Origin of the sequence: Caballeronia sp. LjRoot31, from assembly GCF_964253885.1 — a bacterium.
GTDB lineage: Bacteria > Pseudomonadota > Gammaproteobacteria > Burkholderiales > Burkholderiaceae > Caballeronia.
This window is the reverse complement of sequence record NZ_CAXURX020000003.1, coordinates 1,680,208-1,699,010: the sequence shown is the minus strand read 5'-3', so window position 1 is coordinate 1,699,010 and position 18,803 is coordinate 1,680,208. Positions and strand designations below refer to the sequence as shown.

General features: G+C 60.3%; 20 protein-coding genes and 4 pseudogenes. 19 read left to right on the top strand and 5 right to left on the bottom strand.

Going from position 1 to position 18,803, the window contains the following annotated elements:
* Positions 1 to 61 precede the first annotated feature (61 nt).
* Entirely contained in the window at positions 62 to 1,201 is a 1,140-nt protein-coding gene (locus ACSQ8V_RS36310; RefSeq protein WP_436209047.1) for an iron-containing alcohol dehydrogenase, read from the top strand.
* 163 nt (positions 1,202 to 1,364) lie between these two features.
* On the opposite strand, the gene ACSQ8V_RS36305 is transcribed toward ACSQ8V_RS36310, so the two are convergent.
* Complete coding sequence (locus tag ACSQ8V_RS36305) at positions 1,365 to 2,810, bottom strand: PLP-dependent aminotransferase family protein (protein ID WP_436209046.1); 1,446 nt, start codon at positions 2,808 to 2,810, stop codon at positions 1,365 to 1,367.
* 390 nt (positions 2,811 to 3,200) lie between these two features.
* The gene (locus tag ACSQ8V_RS36300) at positions 3,201 to 3,497 is read right to left on the bottom strand and encodes an EAL domain-containing protein (RefSeq protein WP_436209262.1); all 297 of its coding nucleotides are present in this window, start codon (positions 3,495 to 3,497) and stop codon (positions 3,201 to 3,203) included.
* Between the two features lie 589 nt (positions 3,498 to 4,086).
* Here ACSQ8V_RS36300 and ACSQ8V_RS36295 point away from each other — a divergent pair.
* Complete coding sequence (locus ACSQ8V_RS36295) at positions 4,087 to 5,538, top strand: PLP-dependent aminotransferase family protein (RefSeq protein ID WP_436209045.1); 1,452 nt, start codon at positions 4,087 to 4,089, stop codon at positions 5,536 to 5,538.
* Here the strand turns inward: ACSQ8V_RS36295 and ACSQ8V_RS36290 are convergent.
* Entirely contained in the window at positions 5,535 to 5,801 is a 267-nt protein-coding gene (locus ACSQ8V_RS36290; protein ID WP_436209044.1) for a diguanylate cyclase domain-containing protein, read from the bottom strand. The two genes, ACSQ8V_RS36295 and ACSQ8V_RS36290, sit on opposite strands and share 4 nt — an antisense overlap.
* 742 nt (positions 5,802 to 6,543) lie before the next feature.
* Here ACSQ8V_RS36290 and ACSQ8V_RS36285 point away from each other — a divergent pair.
* The 10 genes and pseudogenes from ACSQ8V_RS36285 to ACSQ8V_RS36240 form a co-directional block, all read left to right on the top strand.
* Positions 6,544 to 6,765 (top strand): annotated as a pseudogene (locus ACSQ8V_RS36285) (IS5/IS1182 family transposase); the annotation flags it as partial.
* Positions 6,719 to 6,973 (top strand): TniB family NTP-binding protein, encoded by a 255-nt coding sequence (locus ACSQ8V_RS36280; protein WP_436209043.1) that lies wholly within the window; start codon positions 6,719 to 6,721, stop codon positions 6,971 to 6,973. The pseudogene ACSQ8V_RS36285 and the gene ACSQ8V_RS36280, both read left to right, overlap by 47 nt.
* 387 nt (positions 6,974 to 7,360) lie before the next feature.
* On the top strand, positions 7,361 to 7,678 hold the full coding sequence (locus tag ACSQ8V_RS36275; RefSeq protein WP_436209042.1) for a DUF4148 domain-containing protein: 318 nt from the start codon (positions 7,361 to 7,363) through the stop codon (positions 7,676 to 7,678).
* 110 nt (positions 7,679 to 7,788) lie between these two features.
* Positions 7,789 to 7,875, top strand: a pseudogene (locus ACSQ8V_RS36270) (NAD(P)-binding domain-containing protein); the annotation flags it as partial.
* A gap of 31 nt (positions 7,876 to 7,906) precedes the next feature.
* Positions 7,907 to 8,272 (top strand): hypothetical protein, encoded by a 366-nt coding sequence (locus ACSQ8V_RS36265; protein ID WP_436209272.1) that lies wholly within the window; start codon positions 7,907 to 7,909, stop codon positions 8,270 to 8,272.
* Positions 8,273 to 8,395: 123 nt separating this feature from the next.
* Positions 8,396 to 9,067 (top strand): alpha/beta hydrolase, encoded by a 672-nt coding sequence (locus ACSQ8V_RS36260; RefSeq protein WP_436209041.1) that lies wholly within the window; start codon positions 8,396 to 8,398, stop codon positions 9,065 to 9,067.
* Positions 9,068 to 9,085: 18 nt separating this feature from the next.
* Complete coding sequence (locus ACSQ8V_RS36255; RefSeq protein ID WP_436209040.1) at positions 9,086 to 9,490, top strand: DoxX family protein; 405 nt, start codon at positions 9,086 to 9,088, stop codon at positions 9,488 to 9,490.
* Positions 9,491 to 9,527: 37 nt separating this feature from the next.
* The gene (locus ACSQ8V_RS36250; protein ID WP_436209271.1) at positions 9,528 to 9,677 is read left to right on the top strand and encodes a hypothetical protein; all 150 of its coding nucleotides are present in this window, start codon (positions 9,528 to 9,530) and stop codon (positions 9,675 to 9,677) included.
* A complete protein-coding gene (locus ACSQ8V_RS36245; protein WP_436209261.1) occupies positions 9,634 to 9,984 on the top strand; it encodes an LLM class flavin-dependent oxidoreductase in 351 nt (116 codons plus the stop codon). The genes ACSQ8V_RS36250 and ACSQ8V_RS36245 overlap by 44 nt, the downstream gene beginning before the upstream one ends.
* 1,022 nt (positions 9,985 to 11,006) lie before the next feature.
* On the top strand, positions 11,007 to 11,624 hold the full coding sequence (locus ACSQ8V_RS36240) for an NIPSNAP family protein (protein ID WP_436209039.1): 618 nt from the start codon (positions 11,007 to 11,009) through the stop codon (positions 11,622 to 11,624).
* Positions 11,625 to 11,661: 37 nt separating this feature from the next.
* Here ACSQ8V_RS36240 and ACSQ8V_RS36235 read toward each other — a convergent pair whose 3' ends face one another.
* Positions 11,662 to 12,462, bottom strand: coding sequence for an IclR family transcriptional regulator (locus tag ACSQ8V_RS36235; protein WP_436209038.1), 801 nt, complete (start codon positions 12,460 to 12,462; stop codon positions 11,662 to 11,664).
* Positions 12,463 to 12,580: 118 nt separating this feature from the next.
* Here ACSQ8V_RS36235 and ACSQ8V_RS36230 point away from each other — a divergent pair, with 118 nt between their 5' ends.
* From ACSQ8V_RS36230 to ACSQ8V_RS36200, 7 genes and pseudogenes are all read left to right on the top strand, one after another.
* The gene (locus ACSQ8V_RS36230; protein WP_436209037.1) at positions 12,581 to 13,480 is read left to right on the top strand and encodes an isocitrate lyase/PEP mutase family protein; all 900 of its coding nucleotides are present in this window, start codon (positions 12,581 to 12,583) and stop codon (positions 13,478 to 13,480) included.
* Positions 13,481 to 14,731, top strand: a complete 1,251-nt coding sequence (locus ACSQ8V_RS36225) for an aconitase family protein (protein ID WP_436209036.1) — start codon at positions 13,481 to 13,483, stop codon at positions 14,729 to 14,731. It abuts the gene before it with no gap.
* The gene (locus tag ACSQ8V_RS36220) at positions 14,724 to 15,251 is read left to right on the top strand and encodes a hypothetical protein (RefSeq protein WP_436209035.1); all 528 of its coding nucleotides are present in this window, start codon (positions 14,724 to 14,726) and stop codon (positions 15,249 to 15,251) included. Before ACSQ8V_RS36225 ends, ACSQ8V_RS36220 begins: the two co-directional genes overlap by 8 nt.
* 30 nt (positions 15,252 to 15,281) lie before the next feature.
* A pseudogene (locus tag ACSQ8V_RS36215) lies at positions 15,282 to 15,494 on the top strand (cyclase family protein); the annotation flags it as partial.
* A 38-nt stretch (positions 15,495 to 15,532) separates the two neighbouring features.
* A complete protein-coding gene (locus ACSQ8V_RS36210; protein WP_436209034.1) occupies positions 15,533 to 16,108 on the top strand; it encodes a nuclear transport factor 2 family protein in 576 nt (191 codons plus the stop codon).
* 269 nt (positions 16,109 to 16,377) lie between these two features.
* Positions 16,378 to 17,649, top strand: coding sequence for an MFS transporter (locus tag ACSQ8V_RS36205; protein ID WP_436209033.1), 1,272 nt, complete (start codon positions 16,378 to 16,380; stop codon positions 17,647 to 17,649).
* A pseudogene (locus ACSQ8V_RS36200) lies at positions 17,630 to 18,373 on the top strand (SDR family oxidoreductase). The gene ACSQ8V_RS36205 and the pseudogene ACSQ8V_RS36200 overlap by 20 nt, the downstream one beginning before the upstream one ends.
* On the opposite strand, the gene ACSQ8V_RS36195 reads toward ACSQ8V_RS36200, so the two are convergent.
* A complete protein-coding gene (locus ACSQ8V_RS36195; protein ID WP_436209032.1) occupies positions 18,278 to 18,781 on the bottom strand; it encodes a dioxygenase family protein in 504 nt (167 codons plus the stop codon). The pseudogene ACSQ8V_RS36200 and the gene ACSQ8V_RS36195 overlap by 96 nt on opposite strands.
* Between the last annotated feature and the right edge of the window lie 22 nt (positions 18,782 to 18,803).

The window sequence follows — 18,803 nt, the reverse complement described above, 5'->3', positions numbered from 1 at the left end:
GGGTCCGGCAAGCGAATGCCGAGCAACAGCATAGCTCCCCTATAACTCTTCCTCAACTGTCATGTCCCTTATCAACTATATAACCCAGATTCAGTTTGAATATGGCGCGGTTCGGCTGCTGGCCGGTGAGTGCGAGCGCCTCGGCATACGCCGGCCCTTGATCGTGACGGATGCAGGCATCCGGGAAGCGGGCATTGTGGACACCGTGCTGGCGGCGCTCGCCAGCACAATAGATTTGCCGGTGTTCGATCGCACCCCGCCGAACCCCAACGAGGGCGTCGTGCGGGACGCCGTTGCGATGTACCGGGCGCATGGATGCGACGGTGTGATCGCGGTGGGCGGCGGCTCGTCGATCGATCTGGCGAAGGGTGTGGCCGTTTGCGCCACGCATGACGGTCCGCTGCAAAGCTTCGCGGTGATAGAAGGAGGCGCTGCGCGCATCACGGAGGCGACGGCGCCTGTTATTGCTATCCCGACCACTGCGGGAACCGGCAGCGAAGTAGGTCGCGGGGCGATCCTGATTCTCGACGACGGCCGCAAGGTCGGGGTGATTTCGCCTTACGTCGTGCCAAGGGTCGCGATCTGCGATCCAGAGCTCACGCTCGGCCTGCCGCCGATGCTCACGGCCGCCACCGGCATGGATGCCATCGCGCATTGTCTCGAAACATTCATGGCGCCCGCGTTTAATCCGCCCGCCGACGGCATCGCGCTGGACGGTCTGTGGCGTGCGTGGCGCCACATCGAACGCGCGACTCGCCAGCCCACCGACCGCGCCGCGCGTCTGAACATGATGAGCGCGTCGATGCAGGGCGCGCTCGCCTTCCAGAAAGGTCTCGGCTGCGTACACAGCCTGAGCCATTCTCTCGGAGGCATCAATCCGCGCCTTCACCACGGCACGCTCAACGCGATCTTCTTGCCAGCCGTCATTGCCTTTAATCGCGCGGCGCCTTCGATGCAGGACGAAACCAAGCTCGAACGCATTGCACAGGCGATGGGCCTTGCATCGGCTGACGAGGTCGGTCCGGCGATCCGTGCGATGACAGCAACGCTTGGACTTCCGCTCGGTCTCGCGGAACTCGGCGTGACGCGCGAGATGTTCGCACGCATTGTCGCGGGTGCCCTGAAGGACCATAGCCATAAGACCAATCCACGCGAAGCGTCAAGTGACGACTACCTCACGATGCTCGAAACATCGATGTAACACCGCTATTGCAGGCTTCGTTCGCGCGCACTCTTAAATGGCGCGTGCACAGTGAAAATCCTTGAACCCTGGCATCGGCCGGGTGATTCGTTTGATGGCCCGATGCATGGCGCGTGTCGTCCGATACGGCCGCCGCCTACAGAAGGGTTCGATCCTTACCGTTCTAACGGTTGGTCTGCTGGAAGGCGGCTCGCTGTCCGGACGATGAGTCGGAGCGGCAGGCCAATGCTCCCAGCGTGCGCATGGCGGTCTCGATTGCGGGCGTCCACGGATGCCCATAGTTGAGCCGGATGTAGCGCCGAAGGTCTCCCGTCGCTGAAAAAATGGGTCCGGGCGCGATCGCAATACCGTGCGCCGCGGCGGCTTCGAACAGATGGACTGAGTCGACATGCGGAGGCAATTCAACCCACAAAAAATAGCCTCCATCCGGTCTCACGAGCGACGTGCCCCGCGGGAAATAGTCGCGTATGGCTCGCAGCATCTGAGCCTGAAGACACACGAGATCCACTCGCAGCTTGCGCAAGAAACGGTCATAGCCACCGTGTTCGAGATAGTCGGCGATCGCAAGTTGCGCCGGCACGGACGCCGAAAGCGTGGTTGTCCATTTTGCGCGCGCGATGCGTGGTGCGAAGCGGCCCGCCGCGACCCAGCCGATCCGATATCTAGGAGCGAGACTTTTGGAGAACGAGCCGCAGTGCAACACAAGATTGTTGCGGTCAAACCGTTTCGCAGGACGCGTGGGTGTCGACCCAAAATGCAGTTCGCTATACGCGTCGTCCTCGATCAACGGCACCTCATGGTGGGCGAGCAATTCGATCAGAGCCTGCTTTTTGTCATCCGACAAAGTCACCCCGGTAGGATGCTGATTCGATGTCATGAACCAGCAGGCGCGGATGGGATATCGCTCAAGCGCGTCAGCCAGTGCATGGAGGTCGAGCCCTTCGTGCGAGTCCACAGGTATCTCCACGACCTTCAGGTGAAGGCGCTCGATCGCGCTAAGCGCAGCGTAAAAGGTCGGGCATTCTATTGCCACGATATCGCCGGGGCTGGTGAGTGTTTGTAGGCTTAGCGTCAATGCATCGAGTGCGCCGCTCGTGATGATAATTTCGTCGATCGGAACCACCATGCCCGCAGTCAGATAGCGCCGTGCGATCTGGTGGCGCAGGCATTCTTCACCCATCGGCATGGGTACGGTATTTTCGCCGCGATCCATGCTCCGGGCCGCCCTGTTCAGTGAGCGAGCCAACCGGCCCAATGGAAAGAGTTCCGGGTTCGGCCAAGGGGAGGCTAGGGCAGCATTGTCGCAATCTTGCAGCGCCTGCATGAAGCGATGCGTCAGGCTGGAGGTTTGCGTGGCTGCGCTGTGCGCGAGGGTGGGCGCTGGGCGGAGGTCTGCTGGCTGCTGGCAATTGACGAAATAGCCTGAGCGGGGCCGCGCCACGATCAGGCCGCGTCGCTCCAGTGCGTAATACGCCTGGAATACCGTTGACGGACTGATGCCGTATGAACGGCTTGCCTGACGCACGGATGGCAGCCGCATGCGTGGCTTCAGTACTCCGCTTTCTATCAGTCCTTCGATCTGACATGCCAGTTTTTGATAGCGCTTCATGCCAGAAGCGGTCCTTGTATTTCTTGCCGACCTTTCATGCTGCGCCTTCGTGAGTAATGCTATTTGCCCGCTTGCCACCGTCGCGTGAACGACGGGTGTGCCGTACGTCGCAGGCGCGGTACGCCGTGACAGCAGCCGACCCGCTTGTCGACGTCTGATTGAGATCCCCCCTCGAACGCCCGGGGTTGACCATTCGCGAAAAAAATCCAGACATTGCCCGTGCGTGCGGAAGTTTAGAAGGATCAGTTGAGTTAAGAATCGGCGGATCAGATTGCTGATGCCGAGCGCCGGGCTCTTTCAGCAAGGTCCTCGGCCCGGGAATGGCGTGGTTGAATCCCGCCACGACAACGCGATAATCCTAACGCCGGGGTCACGCGCTGAGCGCTCGCCCTATGAGTATTTCCTGATGCGCCACGCGAGGATTGTGGCGCCACCCCCGCTAGCGAGAAATGCCGCGAGACGGCCGATGCTGAGCGCTCGGCCATAAAAGAATCCCTGACCGAATTCAGCATGCGTCGTGCGCACGGCGGCGTGCTGCACTGCCGTTTCCACTCCCTCCACCACGACCACCGCATCAAGACGGTGCGCCATGCTGATAATCGATTCGAAGTGACGCGATCGCTCGTAGGGGGCGAGCTCGAAGATGTCCCGGTCTATCTTGATCATTCTCGAAGTTCGATTGTGAATGCCAGCGAAGTTCAGTGAAAGACGGACCGATTCCCGAGAGTGCGAACTGAACGCCTAGTGCGCACGCCGCGCCAAACCGGACGGATGTCTCGGCTGCCGGCGCGGGTTCGCCGAACGTTTTCGGCAGCAGGCCAGTGATGCCGGAATAGCTGTGTTCGGCATTAATGTCGGTGTAAGAGCCCGCGCCGGTGTCCGCTTGTGCGAGCGATAGCCTTGCGGTGGCCAGCAGAGGTATTACTGTCCAGCGAATGAAATCGAAACGCCGCGGCTCGACCGGGCGACGCTTCGAATGTTTCCCTACAAGACCCAAGGACATCGATCTCTCATTTTTCGCAAGTTACCAGGGTCCTGGACGGTCGAAGCCGGACAGCGCCTATAAGCGCAGGCGACTCCTCCGGGCAAATTCGGTGGTTTGAACGGAAACGCACTTTGCCAGTGAACGGCGCACGGCGACAGAGGCAGATCCGTGCAAAAAAAACGTATCAGACGTCTTTCAGAAAGCGCCCGCGACGAGCGTTGACAACGGGTGGCATCAGGTAGAGCCTGTCGATTAAGTCGCGGTATAGCTCGTCTCGCATGGGAGCCGAAGATGAAACGTTATGAGCGGCTGGCCTCGCAAATCGGCGACCTGATACAGCGCGGCGACCTGCCGCCGGGCACGCGCATCCCCGCGGTTCGCGCTGCGTGCGACGCTTATGGTGTCAGTCCATCCACGGTGTTTCGCGCGTATTACTTGCTCGAAAGCCAGGGCTTGATCGTGGCGCGGCCACGCTCGGGCTATTTCGTCTCGGCGGCCGCTCCTGGCGCGCCCCTGCATGGAGCAGCCTCGACGCCGAATGAACCGTCGAAATCCGTCAACATCAGTGAGCTCGTGTTCGAAGTACTCCACTCGATCAAGGACACGCATACCGTGGCACTCGGCTCGGCATTCATGAGTCCCGCGGTCTTTCCGATGCAACGTCTTGGAAGGTCGTGCGCATCGGTCAATCGTTCGACTGATCTCGCAAAAATGGTGGCCGCACTGCCGCCTGGCGATGACGCATTGCGTCGTCAGATAGCGCTGCGCTACCTGATGGCCGGGATGGTGGTTCATGTCGATGAAATCATTATTACGAGCGGCGCACTCGATGCGTTGACGCTGAGCCTTCAAGTTCTCACTCGCGCGGGCGATGAAATCGCGATCGAAAAGCCCACATTTTATGCAGCGCTCCAGGCGATCCAGCGGCTTCAACTGAAGGTTGTGGAGATTCCTGTTCACCCTGTGGAAGGTCACGACATGGAGGCGCTCGCGCAGGCGCTCGACCGGCGTCCGATCCGCGCTTGCTGGTTCATGACCTCGTTTCAGAACCCGACAGGCGCGACGCTCTCCGACACGAAAAAGCAGACGTTGGTCGAATTGCTCTCGAAGTACGAAGTACCGCTTATCGAAGACGACGTGTACAGTGAGCTGCGTTTTGGATCGGCTCCGATACGCCCGGCGAAATTTTTCGATCGGCAGGGACTCGTGCTGCATTGTGGTTCGTTCGCGAAGAGCCTCGCACCCGGTTACCGAATCGGCTGGGCGGCGGCGGGACGATTCGCGGAACAGCTCGAGCGCGCGAAGTGGATGACGACGCTATCGGCCAGCGTCCCGGCGCAACGCGCGATAGCCGACTACCTCGAGCATGCCGGCTACGACCGGTTCCTGCGCAAGCTTCGCCGCGAGCTGGCGGCTCAGCAGGCGGCCATGCTGGGCGCCATTGACCGATATTTTCCCGCGCAAAGCACTGCGACGCGGCCAGACGGCGGTTACTTCACGTGGGTAGAGCTGCCGCGCCACGTCGATTCGCTACGCCTGTTCGAAGCTTCGCTCGAGCGGGGGATCAGCTTCGCGCCCGGGCCGATGTTTTCAGCCAGCGGTGAATTTCGCCACCACATCCGGCTGAACTACGGGTATCCGTGGTCCCCGGAAATAGAGCGCGCGATGGCAACCCTTGGTGCGCTCGCTCAGGACGAATCGCTCGTTTCGGCGAATCTGGCGGGACCCATGCGGCAGTTCTAGTGGGCAGACGCTGCGGCTTGCGGCGCCGTGTCAGGCATGGAAATCTCATGCATGACGAAACGTCCCTTACCTGCCTGCCTGGCGCGATACATCGCGTCGTCCGCGGCCCTCAACAGGACTTCGCTCGACAGCGTCGCGGTCGGTCCGGGCACCAAGACGCCAATGCTGGCTGACAACTGGATGACGGTTCCGTCAATTCGCATCGGATAAGGATGAAACAGGTCGAGTTGATCGCCCGGTCGTGGGCTCGTCGCGCGTCGCATCAGCACCTCCGGTAAGGAGCAAAGGATGGTGCTCGGCTTGTACCATATTCGCTTGCGCGGCAAGCGACGTATCAGCCAGCAAGCGCTTCAGATCGCGCAGCGCCTCACAGGTGACGACGGGAGAAATTACGGAAGCAACGTGAGAACAGGCGACCGGGTCGAACATCCACAACGGCACCTCCGATACACGTGCCGTCTCGAGTGGATCGAGTGCGCAGCGCAGGACGATCTCGCCATTCTTCTCCACCGTGTTGAAGATCCGCACCGTACGTCCGTACCATGGGTGCCAGCGATAGAGAACTTCCCGCGACTCGGTAATATGGGTGTTGTGTTGACGGCTTGTACAACTCGCATCGCCGTCACAGTAGCATCGGCTATTGTTGGCCGGTCAACTTCGAGTGCGCCTATGCTAAACAAAACCGAACGTCATCGGCCTGCGAGTTGCCCACCGCCGGCCGGCCGTGGACAACTCGCACCCCCACGTCAAACGGAGGAAACTCACCTATGCAAAATTCAACTGCTTAACCGTCCACTGAAGCGGGTCACCCCCAAGGCGATGCTTACAGCTCCGGTTGCTAACCCCACAATGGCGGTGGCGATATTTGATTCGGTCGACATCAGTGCGCCTCGACTGGTTGGGGAAGCAACGAAACGGCGAACCGACTCAGGGCAATGTGACTAAGCCGACCGATGAGCTACTTCGAACGTTATAGATCGGAGTCGATAAAGAAGACAGAACAGGATGAAGCAGCAGAGGCCGGTAATGGCAGCCAATCAAGGTGCGGGTTTCGAGACACGCCGCAAACGGACGCGGCGCGATGCGTTGCTCGGCACGACGAACGTAATTACGCCGTGGGCTGAGTTGTGCGCAGTGGTCGAGCCGCATCACCCGAAGCGCGGCAACGACCGCCTGCCGATTGATCTCGAGCGGATGCTGCGCATCCACTTCATCCAGCACTGGTTCAGGAAGAGGCACTGTACGACAGCGCCAGATCCATCATCTGCTCGCCGGAACCTATCGGGAGCAGCGCGCATCTTTGACTCTGCCTAAATACCTTGCCAACGATTTGCAGATCAGCATGGTCCTAGTCGGTACGCGCGACGCGGTCCTCACTCTGCAGACCGGTGCACAGATGCTGAGCCGCTACACGCCGTTCGAAATCCCCCGCTGACGCGAGAGCGACGGTTTGCGGTGCCTGCTAGCAGCATTCGAACGGGTGCTACCACTACGAAAGCCTTCGGATCTGGCTCCCCGCGAGGTCGTGCAGTTTGTCCTTGCTGCTAGCGGCGGACGCCCTGGCGCTTCTCAAGAGAGAATCGACATGGCGATTAACCGCGGCCTTTGACATTCTCAGCGCATCAACAGCGCCACTCGACAACGGCAGTGAACACGCTCATTTCAAGAGTTCGATCCATTCTATTGTCTCGATAAACGGAACTATATCTCCACATGATAGCGGTTTATCCGTGTTGAACGAGTCAATAGAATGTACTCACTGGCTACGGCTACGAACAAAAAGGTTCGAAGCCGAATAGCTCAAAATTCAGAGGTCGTCATCATGAAATCGCTCATTCAAGCCGTTGTTGTAGCTGCTGTGCTCACCGCTCCGGTAGCCTCGTTCGCCCAGTCAAATGAGCTCGTGAGCCGCACGCAAGTGCGCGCCGAGTTGGTCCAGCTCGAAAAGGCCGGCTATAACCCACACGCCAGAGATCTGTACTACCCGGCCGACATCCAGGCTGCTGAGGCTCGCGTCGCTGCAAAAAGCGGGACGTTAGGACTGGAAAATTCCAGCTTCGGCGGGGTAAGCAGCGGTTCATCGGAATCTGCTGCGCCAGCAGCGAATGACGCAGCTAAGTCGACTTATTCTCATCATTAAGCAGTGGGATTGGTAAGCCGCCGGCAACCGCCCGATCCCCGAACACCGCTGCTCGGGTCAAGAAAGTGGCCACTTTCAAATCAACTTTTTAGCTTATAGAGGTTATCGATATGAACGTCACTGTCATTGGCACCGGCAACATGGGGTCTGCGTTCGTTAGGCAACTCGCCAACGCAGGCCACGCAGTTCGTGTTGCCGGCCGCGGGATCTCTCCAAGGCACAGGCTGCTTGCCGCTGGGCATCCCGGTGTTGCTGCCGTTACCACTTGCCGAAGCGGTGGGGAACAACGAGGTCATCGTTCTAGCAACAGGTTATGGCGATGCCGTGGCTGCCCTGAACGGTCTGGGCGACCTCACCGGCAAGGTAGTCATCGACATCACCAATTCGCTGAATGCCAACTATTCCGGACTGGTCGTTGGCCACGACATGTCGGCAGCGGAGGAAATCTCTGCGGCAGTGCCGGGAGTACAGCTGATCAAAGCGTTCAACACGCTCTTTGCTCAGGTGCTCACCGACGCTCCGGTCTTTGCCAACGAACAGACTGCACCGGTATTCTTCGCCTCGGTTGCAAACCCGTCGACCCAGGCCCCCTGAGAAACGCTCGCTACCTCGAGCCCCTTGCTGGCCCGAATATTTATTTGGATACGGGGCAGGTCACAGCACGGCCATCGCACCTGCCTGGATCACAAAGTAAGGGCAAACGGAGAAACGCGAATCATGAATATCTTGCATGAAGACGCCGCTTCCGGCCTCTCGTTCCGTCTGCGCGAGGCAGTTGGCCAGCGCGCCGCACGTCTCTTCCTGCTACACGGAGTCGGCGGCAATGAAACTAACCTGATGACGCTTGCAGACACAATCAACCAGCGGGTGGAACTGGTGTTCGTGCGCGGTCCACTCGTGCTTGGCTCCGAGCAATACGCCTGGTTTCATGTGCGCTTTGGAGCGCAGGGACCTATCATCAATGCGGCTCAGGCAGACGAAAGTCGCCAGCGCCTTCGGAGGTTGGTCCGGTCCATGGCAACCGCCGAAACGAGCGCGCCGGTGCCTACCCTAATGGCCGGATTTAGTCAGGGCGGGATCCTCAGTGCGAGTGTCGCCTTGTCCTCGCCTGAGGACGTGCGGCGCTTTGCCATCCTTAGCGGTCGCATTCTTCCGGAGCTCCAGCCGCATCTAGCACCGGTCGATGAGCTGGTTCGAACCTCGGCATTTATCGCGCATGGCCGGTACGACGACAAGCTACCAGTAACGTTCGCAGAACATGCTGGCGCGTGGTTGACCCGGCTCGGCGTCCCTCATGAAATGCACCTGTACCCCGTCAGTCACACCCTGACAGCCGACATCGTCGGTGACTTCTCACGCTGGGTCAGCCAGCAAACCAATCTCGTCTAACCAGAACTGGAGTTCATCATGATCGACAATCGCACCGCTCCTTACGCGGCTTTCCTCCTGCGCCTCGCGCTGGGCCTTATGTTCGTTGCACACGGACTGACCAAGCTGTTCGTCTTCACGCCTGCAGGCACTGCGAAATTCTTCGAATCGGTAGGCTTCGCAGGCTGGTTCGCCTGGCCAATCATTGTGTTTGAAATTGTCGGCGGCGTCCTCCTGCTGACCGGCGTCTATGCGCGCGCCGTCGCGGCAGTCGCCGCGATCGAACTGTTCGCTGCGTCAACCGTGCACTTTGGCAACGGCTGGTCCTTTACTAACCCGAATGGTGGCTGGGAGTATCCAGTTTTCCTCTCGATCGCGGCGGCAACGCTGGCATTGCTTGGCGATGGTGTCTTTGCTGGGAAGCCAACTATTCTCAAGGCCTGAGCTCGACGGTTCACTACGACGCCACAGGAACTACGCAATGGAATTCGGCATTTGCACGTTTGGCGATCTTGCGCCCGGAGAAACCCGCACCGAGCACGTACATGAACGCCTCGACGAGGTCGTCGCTGCGGCGCGAATCGCCGATGAAGCGGGGACCGACGTGTTTGGTGTGGTCAGGGAGGCATAGGCCGCCTCTGCACAATGCCCGGATCACGCCGCGACCATTGCAGGGTCGCGTTCCAATCTGGGTCGCTGCGGGGGGAACGTCAATGAGCGCGATTCGCGCCGGCCGCGCTGGCTTGCCGTTGAACCTATCGAACTTTGGCGGACTGCCTGAGCGGTTCGTACTGTTCGTCAACCTTTATCGGGAAACGGGGAGTGCAGCCGGGCATTTCCCAGAGCAATTGAAAGTGGCTATCTCCGGGCATTTCCATGTTCAGCGCGACGGCCGACATGCGCGGGAGGAATTCTTCCCTACTATCGGCGCTACATAGCAAACAATCTTCCCCGCGGGCACGCAGAGTTGTCGTGGGGCAACTACAAAGCGGTATCTTCGCCGCGCGGTGCGCTGTTCGTCGGAAGCGTGCAGGAGATTTTCGATAAGATCTTGATGGAACACGAGCTGTTTGGGCATCAGCGCTATATGGCGCAGGTGGACATTAGTGGCCTTCCATTTGCAATGGTTAGAGAAGTTAGAGAACCGATTGAACGACTTGCATCCGACGTGATTCCCGCAGTTCGACGAGCTTTCGCCTAGTCGGCGCCTGGCTGTCGACACGATGCCATTCTTGCTTGTCTGCGAATCTACCACCGGCCGTAGGCCGGTCCATCGATGGTGAATTTGCCATGTACAAAAAGCGGGTTTCGGTTGAAATCCCGTTTCTCCTGACCGACTGAACGACAGGGCCCGGCGATCCCTATTGGGTCGATCTAACGCGGGTCGATCTAACGCGCGAGGAAGCTCAGGCGCTGTGTGTCGGACGTTGCAGTCGCAATTGGAGGGAGGCACGGCTGACCGATCAAAGCATTACAGCGGGTGGCCGAGCTCGACCCGCCCAGTCATCCAAGTTGGATACCGGCGACCGCTTCCGACGTGCAGGAGAGGCTCACACGTCTGCGTCGGGCAGTCGGCCAATCGCCGCAGCGGCCAGTCTTCGCCTGACGCCGGTCTGTATTTGACAACTCCCTCCAACTGCGCGGCATCTCGCGCTTCTGGAACACTAACCCAAAATGGAAATTTAAAACTATCCATGAATTGTTCGTTAGGTGGACATAGTACGTTGCATCTGTCTATCGGCTGGTTAAATAATACATAAGTGATTGCTGCTTCTGCCAACATTGCGACTACCTGATCTCAGCATTGTATTTGCGCCGCAAGGTCGATCGACTGCTAACTGCATGACCACTCCGGGGAAGGCACCGGCTCAGGACAGCCGGCGATCGAACGCGCTACAGTACGGCCGGGGAATCGCTCAGGCCTTAACGACCTCCTAATCCACAACTTAGATGTTATCTTATGATCTTCGAATTACGTACATATGTCTTCCGCTCTGGAACGCTTGACGAAGCCGTGGAGCGCTTCGACCGCCACCTGCCGTTTCGCCTCCAGTTCTCGACCATGGCAGGCATGTGGATCGCGCGCTCCGGCAACCTTGAGCGCCTGATTCACATCTGGCCTTATGAAACTCTGCAGGAACGTATGGACATTCGAGGCGCGGCGGAAGCGACGGGGCAGTGGCCGTTGCCAATCCGTGACATCCTTGTTGAATCGCACTCAATGATTATTGTTCCTGCACCTTTCTCACCCGCGTTCGAGCCCCGTGAACTGGGCGGGTGCTACGAACTGTGTATCGACAAGTACCTGCCGGGCGCCATGGCCGATCTTCATGCAGGCTGGGCCGGGCAGATACCCGGACGCAATGCGCTCGCGCCGCTGGTAGCCTGCGGACGCACTGAGATCGGGCCGCTGAATCATTGGGTGCATCTTTGGGCGTATCGCGACGCTGTCCATCGCGAAGACGTGCAGCAGCACTTGAAAGAGACCGGCACGTGGCCGCCCGTGGCAGCAGCGGAGAAGCTCGTCACCCGCGAAAGCACACTTCTGAGTCCGGTGAAGTTCTCGCCATTGCGTTGAAGACAGGAATTGAAAGCGACGGCCTTTTTGGCCCCTTTCAAAACCCCGCCGCCGCCACTTCGCGGCGCATGAGCTCCGCTACTTCCTTTTGCCGCGACAACGGCAGGCGTGCGTGCGGCGCCGTCACGCTGATAGCCGTCAGAGGATGCGAATCGCCCGGCCGAATACAGATGCCGACCGCCAGCACACCCTTCAGCATGTAGTTGCCGACCACCGAATAGCCACGCGTGCGGCAGTTCTCGATCAGCTTCCGGATAGTCGACGCGTGGAGATGCCCGTACTCGACATAAGCGTCCGCGTTTTGCTGCAAGGTCTGGTTCACCTGCTGGCTCGTCATCAGCGATAACAGCGCAACTCCGGCCGCGCCCACGCCAAGGGGCGCACGGCCACCAATATCTAGCGAGAGAATCTGAAGTGGATGAGTCCCTATCTCACGATGCAAGCACACTAGTTCCGGTCCGTCCCGCTGCACCAGGAACACCGCATTGCCGATCTCTGCGGCCACGCGCTTCATGACTGGACGCATCCGCCGGACGAAGTCGCTCGAGTCATCTGCAAGCCCATCAGCGGGCGCGGCAATGGAATAACGCTTGCCGTCGTCCGTACGAACTGCATAGGCCTCGCTTTCAAGAATGGCCAGCACGCGATACGCGCTCGGCCGCGGAATGCCCAGCGTCGCCGCGATTTCCGCCGGGCTGAGCGGCGTGCCCGCGCTGCGGCGCAGCAAGGTGAGGATATGCAGACCCCGGCGTAATGCGCCCGGACCGACTTCGCCGTGTCCGTCTCGCGCTCCATCTTCAGCTTGCGTCACCATGGATACCTCCCCCAGATTGTCCATTAAACGGACATCCTAGATTGCGATCGATCGGGACACAAGCCACACTTTCGACACGAGACACGCCTTGCATGTGCCACCTCCCGGCGCACTGCGTGGCACTTTTTAGAGTGAGAACAATATGCCGCAAATCTCAATGGGCGCGCGTCTGCGGGCGCTGATCCAGAGCTCCGCGCCGGTCATCGCACCGGGTTGCTATGACGGAATCACGGCGCGATTCGTCGAACAGGCGGGCTTCTCCGCTGCATATATGTCCGGCCTGTGCGTTGCTGCTGCGCGCGGCTTGCCGGACGTCGGCGTGCTCGGCATCGACGTGATGGTGGACCACGCGCGGGTCATCGCAAGAAGCATCGACATCCCCCTGATAGTCGATGCCGATAGCGGCTACGGAGGGGCTTACAACGTCTACGAAGCCGTGCGCGAGTTCGAACGCTCAGGCGCTGCGGCGCTCCATCTCGAAGACCAGCCGTTTCCAAAGCGCTGCGCGGCGATGTCGGGCAAGAAGCTGATCGGCACTGACGAGATGATCGCGCGCATCCGCGTCGCACTCGATGCCAGGACCGATCCCGAATTCATGATCATCGCGCGAACCGACGCCTTCGCGGTGGAGGGTCTCGATGCGGCGATCGCAAGGGCGAGCGCCTATGAAAAGGCCGGCGCCGATGCCACGATCATCATGTCGGTCGCAGCCGAGGCGGACATGAAGCGGATTACGGCCGCGCTCGAAAAGCCGACGATCGTAATGATGGTCGAAGGGCTGCGTCCCCTGGTTCCCGCCGCCCGCCTGCGTGACATTGGCTACCCGCTCGTGGTGTACCCCGTCTCTCTGCTACAGGCTCAGGTGCACGCACAAAAGACCATGTTGCAGGCGCTAAGCGAGGAAGGCACCACTCAGGCGAGCCTCGGCAAGACCGCGACGCTGGACCAGATCGCCGAGTACCTCGACCTGCCCAAATCCACCCGTATCGATGACCAGTTCGCGCGCTACCAGGCCGAAGCCGCAGAGCGGCAGGAGCATTAAATGAGCATGCCCCCCATGACACTCGTCGAGAAAGTGCTCGCACGAGCGGCCGGTTTGCCAGCGGTCAGCGCGGGCGAGGTGATCTGGGCCGAGCCCGATATCGTGACGACACACGACCTGAATTACGAACGCCATCGCAAGATGCTGCAGGGCCTCGGTTATGCGAATATCGCGCGGCCCGAGACGGTCTTCGCGACGATCGACCATACGACCCACTCCGCAAGCGACGGGCATCTTGGCGCCCACCAGTTCATGCGTGAGGACACGCGGGCGCAGAACGTCAGGTGGTTCCTCGATATCGGCCGCCAGGGCATCAGCCATAACGCGCCACTAGACCTCGGTATCGTCAAGCCGGGCATGCTGCTGGTCGCGGCCGACACTCGTGCGCCCGCCCTTGGCTGCACCGGCGCTATCGCTGTTGCGCTTGGCTTGAGCGTGACCACCGCGCTCGCGACCGGCAAGGTCTGGCTGCGCGTGCCGGAAACGCTCCTTGTCACGCTAGACGGTATGCCAAGGCCGGGGGTCATGAGCCGAGACATTGGGCAATGGATTGCTGCACGAATCGGCGCGGAAAAAGGTGACTATCGATGCATCGAGTTTACCGGCCCCTATGTAGAGGACCTTGACGAAGACGGGCGCCATACATTGTGCAATGCAATGGTCGATATCGGAGTGAAGGCCGCCGTCTGCACTGTTACTGACGCAAGCGGCGTGCGCTGGGCAAGTGATCCCGGAGCGGTGTTCCTCGAAGCACTGAGGTTCGATGTGTCTGCCTTCGACATGCTGGTATGCCTTCCGCCTGATCCCCAGAACGTCGCCCCCTTGAGCGAGCATCTCGGCCGGCCGATCACATCCGCGTTCGTCGGCTCGTGCATCGGCGGCAAGATGGAAGACCTGCGCGCGGCCGCGCGGGTGCTCGACGGACGCCGCGTTGCGCCCGGCGTGCGCCTGACCGTCATCGCGGCCACCCAGGCGATCTTCCAGAAGGCGCTTGAGGAAGGGCTCATCGGCACAATGTCAGCTGCTGGCGCCGACGTTAGCGCGGGCATCTGCGGCCCTTGCTACGGCACCTATGCGCCGGTCGGCGAGACGGATATCGCCATCGGCACGGCGACCCGCAATGACCATGGGCGGCTAGGACACGCCCGAGCCCCGGTTTACCTGGCGAACGCGGCAGTGGTCGCGGCATCGGCGGTACGCGGCTGCATTGCTTCGCCCCTGGAACTCGTCGAGGAGGCGATCCATGACTGACGACTACGCGAACCTCGTCCGGCGAGGACGCGCCTGGGTGTTCGGCGACGACGTGCTGAACGACGGCGAAATCATGGATATGGAAATGACCCGTCAGGTCGTCTATGACCCGGTGCGGCTCGCACCACTGGCCATGGCAGGCCTCGATCGGGATTTCGCGAGCACTGCCAAACCGGGCGACTTCATTGTCGCCGGGCGCAACTTCGGCAAAGGGCCCATGCATATCCAGGGCGCCATCGCGCTGAAGGCACTCGACGTATCAGTGGTCTGCGAATCGATGGCACGCTCGTTCTTCCGGCTCGGCGTATCGGTCGGATTGCGCGCCATGCCGTTTGCGAGCGGCATCGGCGGGTTCGTGACGAATGGAGACGAGATTGAAGTCGATTTTGTGAGCGGGCAGGTGATCAACCATACACAGGGCAAGACCCAGTCGTTCAGCCCCATGCCGCTCGGCGTGCAGGAGATTGTGATCGCGGGCGGCGAACAGGCGTGGCTGAAGAACCAGGCGGCGGCGAGCTGAGTCCTTCGCTGCTTAGACCATGGAGATGGTCCGGCAATGGCGCGCGTCGGCAGACGGCCCCTGCTGCCGTTGCATCACCACTGCCTTTTCAAACTCGGGCTGCCGCTCGCAGAGCTCTGGTATCTGAAGGAACTCGCGCAATGGCTAGAGGCGAACAGCCGGCACGCGTTCCTGCTGACCGCTCCGCCGCTGCGGCTTCCGCACGCCATCGGTTCGCCTGTAACGCCGATTGCAACAGTCTGAGCGATGCCGGCCATCCCTTATTCTTGGAGACCCCTTTCATGACGACAATAGATCAATACAGTCCCGAGCGTATGGCGGATCGCATGCGGATCCAGGACCTGATGTACCGATGGTGCCGCGCGGTTGATCGCCTCGATTACGAGGGCATCCTCGCGGTGTTCCATGCGGACGCGACCGATTCGCACGGCAGCTACTGTGGCGGCATCGAGGGTCTGATCGAATGGATTCGTACACGTCATCGCACGATTCCATTCTCCATGCATCAGGTCAGCAACATGCTCATCGAATTCGGTTCGTCAGATGTCGCTGTGTCAGAGGCTTATTTGCGTACGATCCAGCGTTATCCCGTCGAGGCATCCGCCGCGCTGGCGCAGTTGGTGAGCACAGCGCCCAGCGGCGCGAGTGATCTCTGGACCTGCTCGCGCTACGTCGACCGTTTCGAGCGGCGCAACGGCGAGTGGCGGATTGCCAAGCGGATCCTGGTGCAGGATTGGAAAGTACTCACACCGGTCCTGCCGCAGTTATCTCTCAACGTGCCCGGCTCGGTGCTTGGCCGCCGAGATCAGGAAGACCCGGTTTATGCAGCGCGGCGTGAAGCCGGCATTGTCGAATGACCAGCAACGCGTGAGGCGTCGCCGCAATTGATAGATCCGTCCGATTAATGGACAAATTGCGTTGAAGTGCGCTTCCAAGAATTCGATAATTCTGGGCGAGCGTCGTGCTCCTGAAGTGAAGCCGCAGCCGACGCAGCATTTACAAAGACGCGCCATAAGAGGTCGCATCGACCAGAACCGGACTTTCCTGGGGCCGCTTTTTTTCAATGAAGCCACCGGCAACCGCGATCCCGGGCCTGTTCGCATACAGAAAACTCAAGGAGGCCCTGATGTTCACTTCGCGACTCTCGCAAACTTCTTCCGACCCGACTCTTCCGAGCGTGGCGGCCTCGTCCGAGGCTCTCCCAGCAGCCGACATGGGCTACCGGTGGGTTGTTATGTGCGGGATCTTCTGCGCCTCGATGATCAGCGTTGTCGACCGGATCGCATGGGGCAACGTGTCCACGTTCTATGCGCAGACGATGGGCGTGTCGGTCACTGCGCTCGGGAGTTTTTTCAGTGCGTTTTATGTGGGCTATCTGATCACTAATGCGCTGTCCGGCTTCGCCTCGGACATGTTCGGCGGCCGACGGATGATTACGCTCGCGCTGCTCCTGCTGGGCCTCTCAACCTTCGCGTTCGGGCTGACCACCTCGGTCACTGTCGGCCTTATTATCCAGTGTGCGATGGGGCTAGTCGCCGGCATGGATTTCAGCGCCTGCGTGCGCCTGCTGTCCGACGTATTTCCGCCCGAGAAGAAATCGACTGCTATGGGCATCTTCCTCGCGTCGATTCCGGTCGGCGTGATGTTGCCCAACCTGTTCATTCCGACACTGCTGAAGACCTATGGCTGGCAGGGCGTCTACCATACGCTCGGCGTCGCGACGGTGGCGATGGGTGTCATCGTCTATTGCATACTCGGCAGGAAATCAGATGTCTATGCGAAGCGCGTGGGTTCGTCGCCCCATTCGCTCAGGGATCTGCTGGGCAACCGGGGTTTCCGGATTGCAGCAATCGCCGGATTCGGCCAGCAATGGGGGATCTGGGGATTCGCCTTCTGGGCCAACGCGTTGCTGATCAAGGGACACCACATTGATCCGGTGAGGGCGGGCTTCATCGTCGCGCTGTTCGGCGGCGTCGGGATCGTTGCGAAACCAGTTGCCGGCTGGCTCGCGGATCACATCCGATTTTCTAAGCCGGTGTTCGGCGCAGTCATGTGCCTGCTGTTCGGAGTGAGCCTGATCGTGTTCGCGAGACTCAGCACGGTGGCCGCTTTCACGGTATTTTCGGCTCTTGTCGGGCTGTTTGCGGCCGGTGCCGGCGTGGTGGTCGCCACGCTCGCGATCGAAACCGCAGGACCGAAGCTTTCCGGTTCGGCATCGGGTCTCGCTAACGCTCTCTGGATTCTCGGCAACGTGATGGTGCCGCTCGTGGTCGGGGCCGTGTTTCAGTACCTCCACTCGTTTCAGCTAGCAGTACTTGCGATCGCAGCCGGCCCGATTTTCAGCACAGTTTGTTTCATCCATCTTGCACGGCTTGGCCTTGTACAAACCCGGAGATAAGCACACATGGTTCAGGAACGCGTTCTCGGAACGCGTTCTCATAACAGGTGGCGCATCCGGTATTGGCGCTGCCTGCGCAGAACAGTGTATTGCCGATGGCTACGAGGCTGTCGTGATCGGCCGGATTGGTGACGGGTTGATCGCCGACCTGATGGATGTCGGGCAAACGGCCGCCGCGCTCGATAAGGCGCTCGCCGGAGGCCCGATTACGCGGCTTGTCAACAACGTAGGTATTGTGTGCCCTGCCACTGCGGCTCAGCAGACGCTCGCGGAACTCGAAGCCGCGTGGTCGCTCAATGTCCGTTGCGCGATGCAATGTATGCAGGCGCTGCTGCCGGGGATGCGCGACGCGGGGGTTCGGGCGCATTGTTAACATGTCGTCGCGCGGCACTGGGCAAGGAATTGCGAAGCGCATATTCAGCCACGAAGGCCGCGCTACTTGGCATGACCCGTGTGTGGGCGCTCGAACTTGGCCAAGACGGTATCACCGTCAACGCGATTGGCCCGGTCCGATCCGCACTGAACTCTTTGATCGTGCCAATCCCCCGACAGCTCGCGTACAGCTACCATCATCGACGCCGTACCGGTTAAGTGCGTCGGTACGCCGGAGGACGTCGCTCAGGCCGTGTCATTTTTTCTGGGTGCGCGCAATAGCTTCGTCACGGGTCAAGTGCTCTACAGCATCACTGCGGAACTCATAGAGGTTGTGCGTGATACTCCCTGAGCCGACGATCAGTACACCTTGCTCACGTAGGGGCGCGAGAGCGCTGCCAAGTGCCAGGGCTCCCTTTGGGTCAAGGGGAAAGAGGAGCGACGCCTGGAAAACGGGCACCTGAGCATCGGGAAAGAGATGGCGCATCGGTACCCATGCACCGTGGTCCAGCCCGCGATTCGAATCAAGCTTGGTGTTAAAGCCGGCGTCACGCAACAGGAGCGCCGCGCGTGTTGCGAGTGCCGGATGGCCATCAACCGGGTAGCGCAGTTCATATAAAGCGGCCGGGAATCCCCCGAAATCATGAATGGTCTCAGGATGCTGCGTCACTGCTACCCGGACATCTCCTTGCGTTATCCAGTGAGGCGAGATCACCAGGACGGCTTGGACCAACGACAATCGGCGGCCCACGTCGGTCATGCGGTCCCGCAAGCCCAGGCTC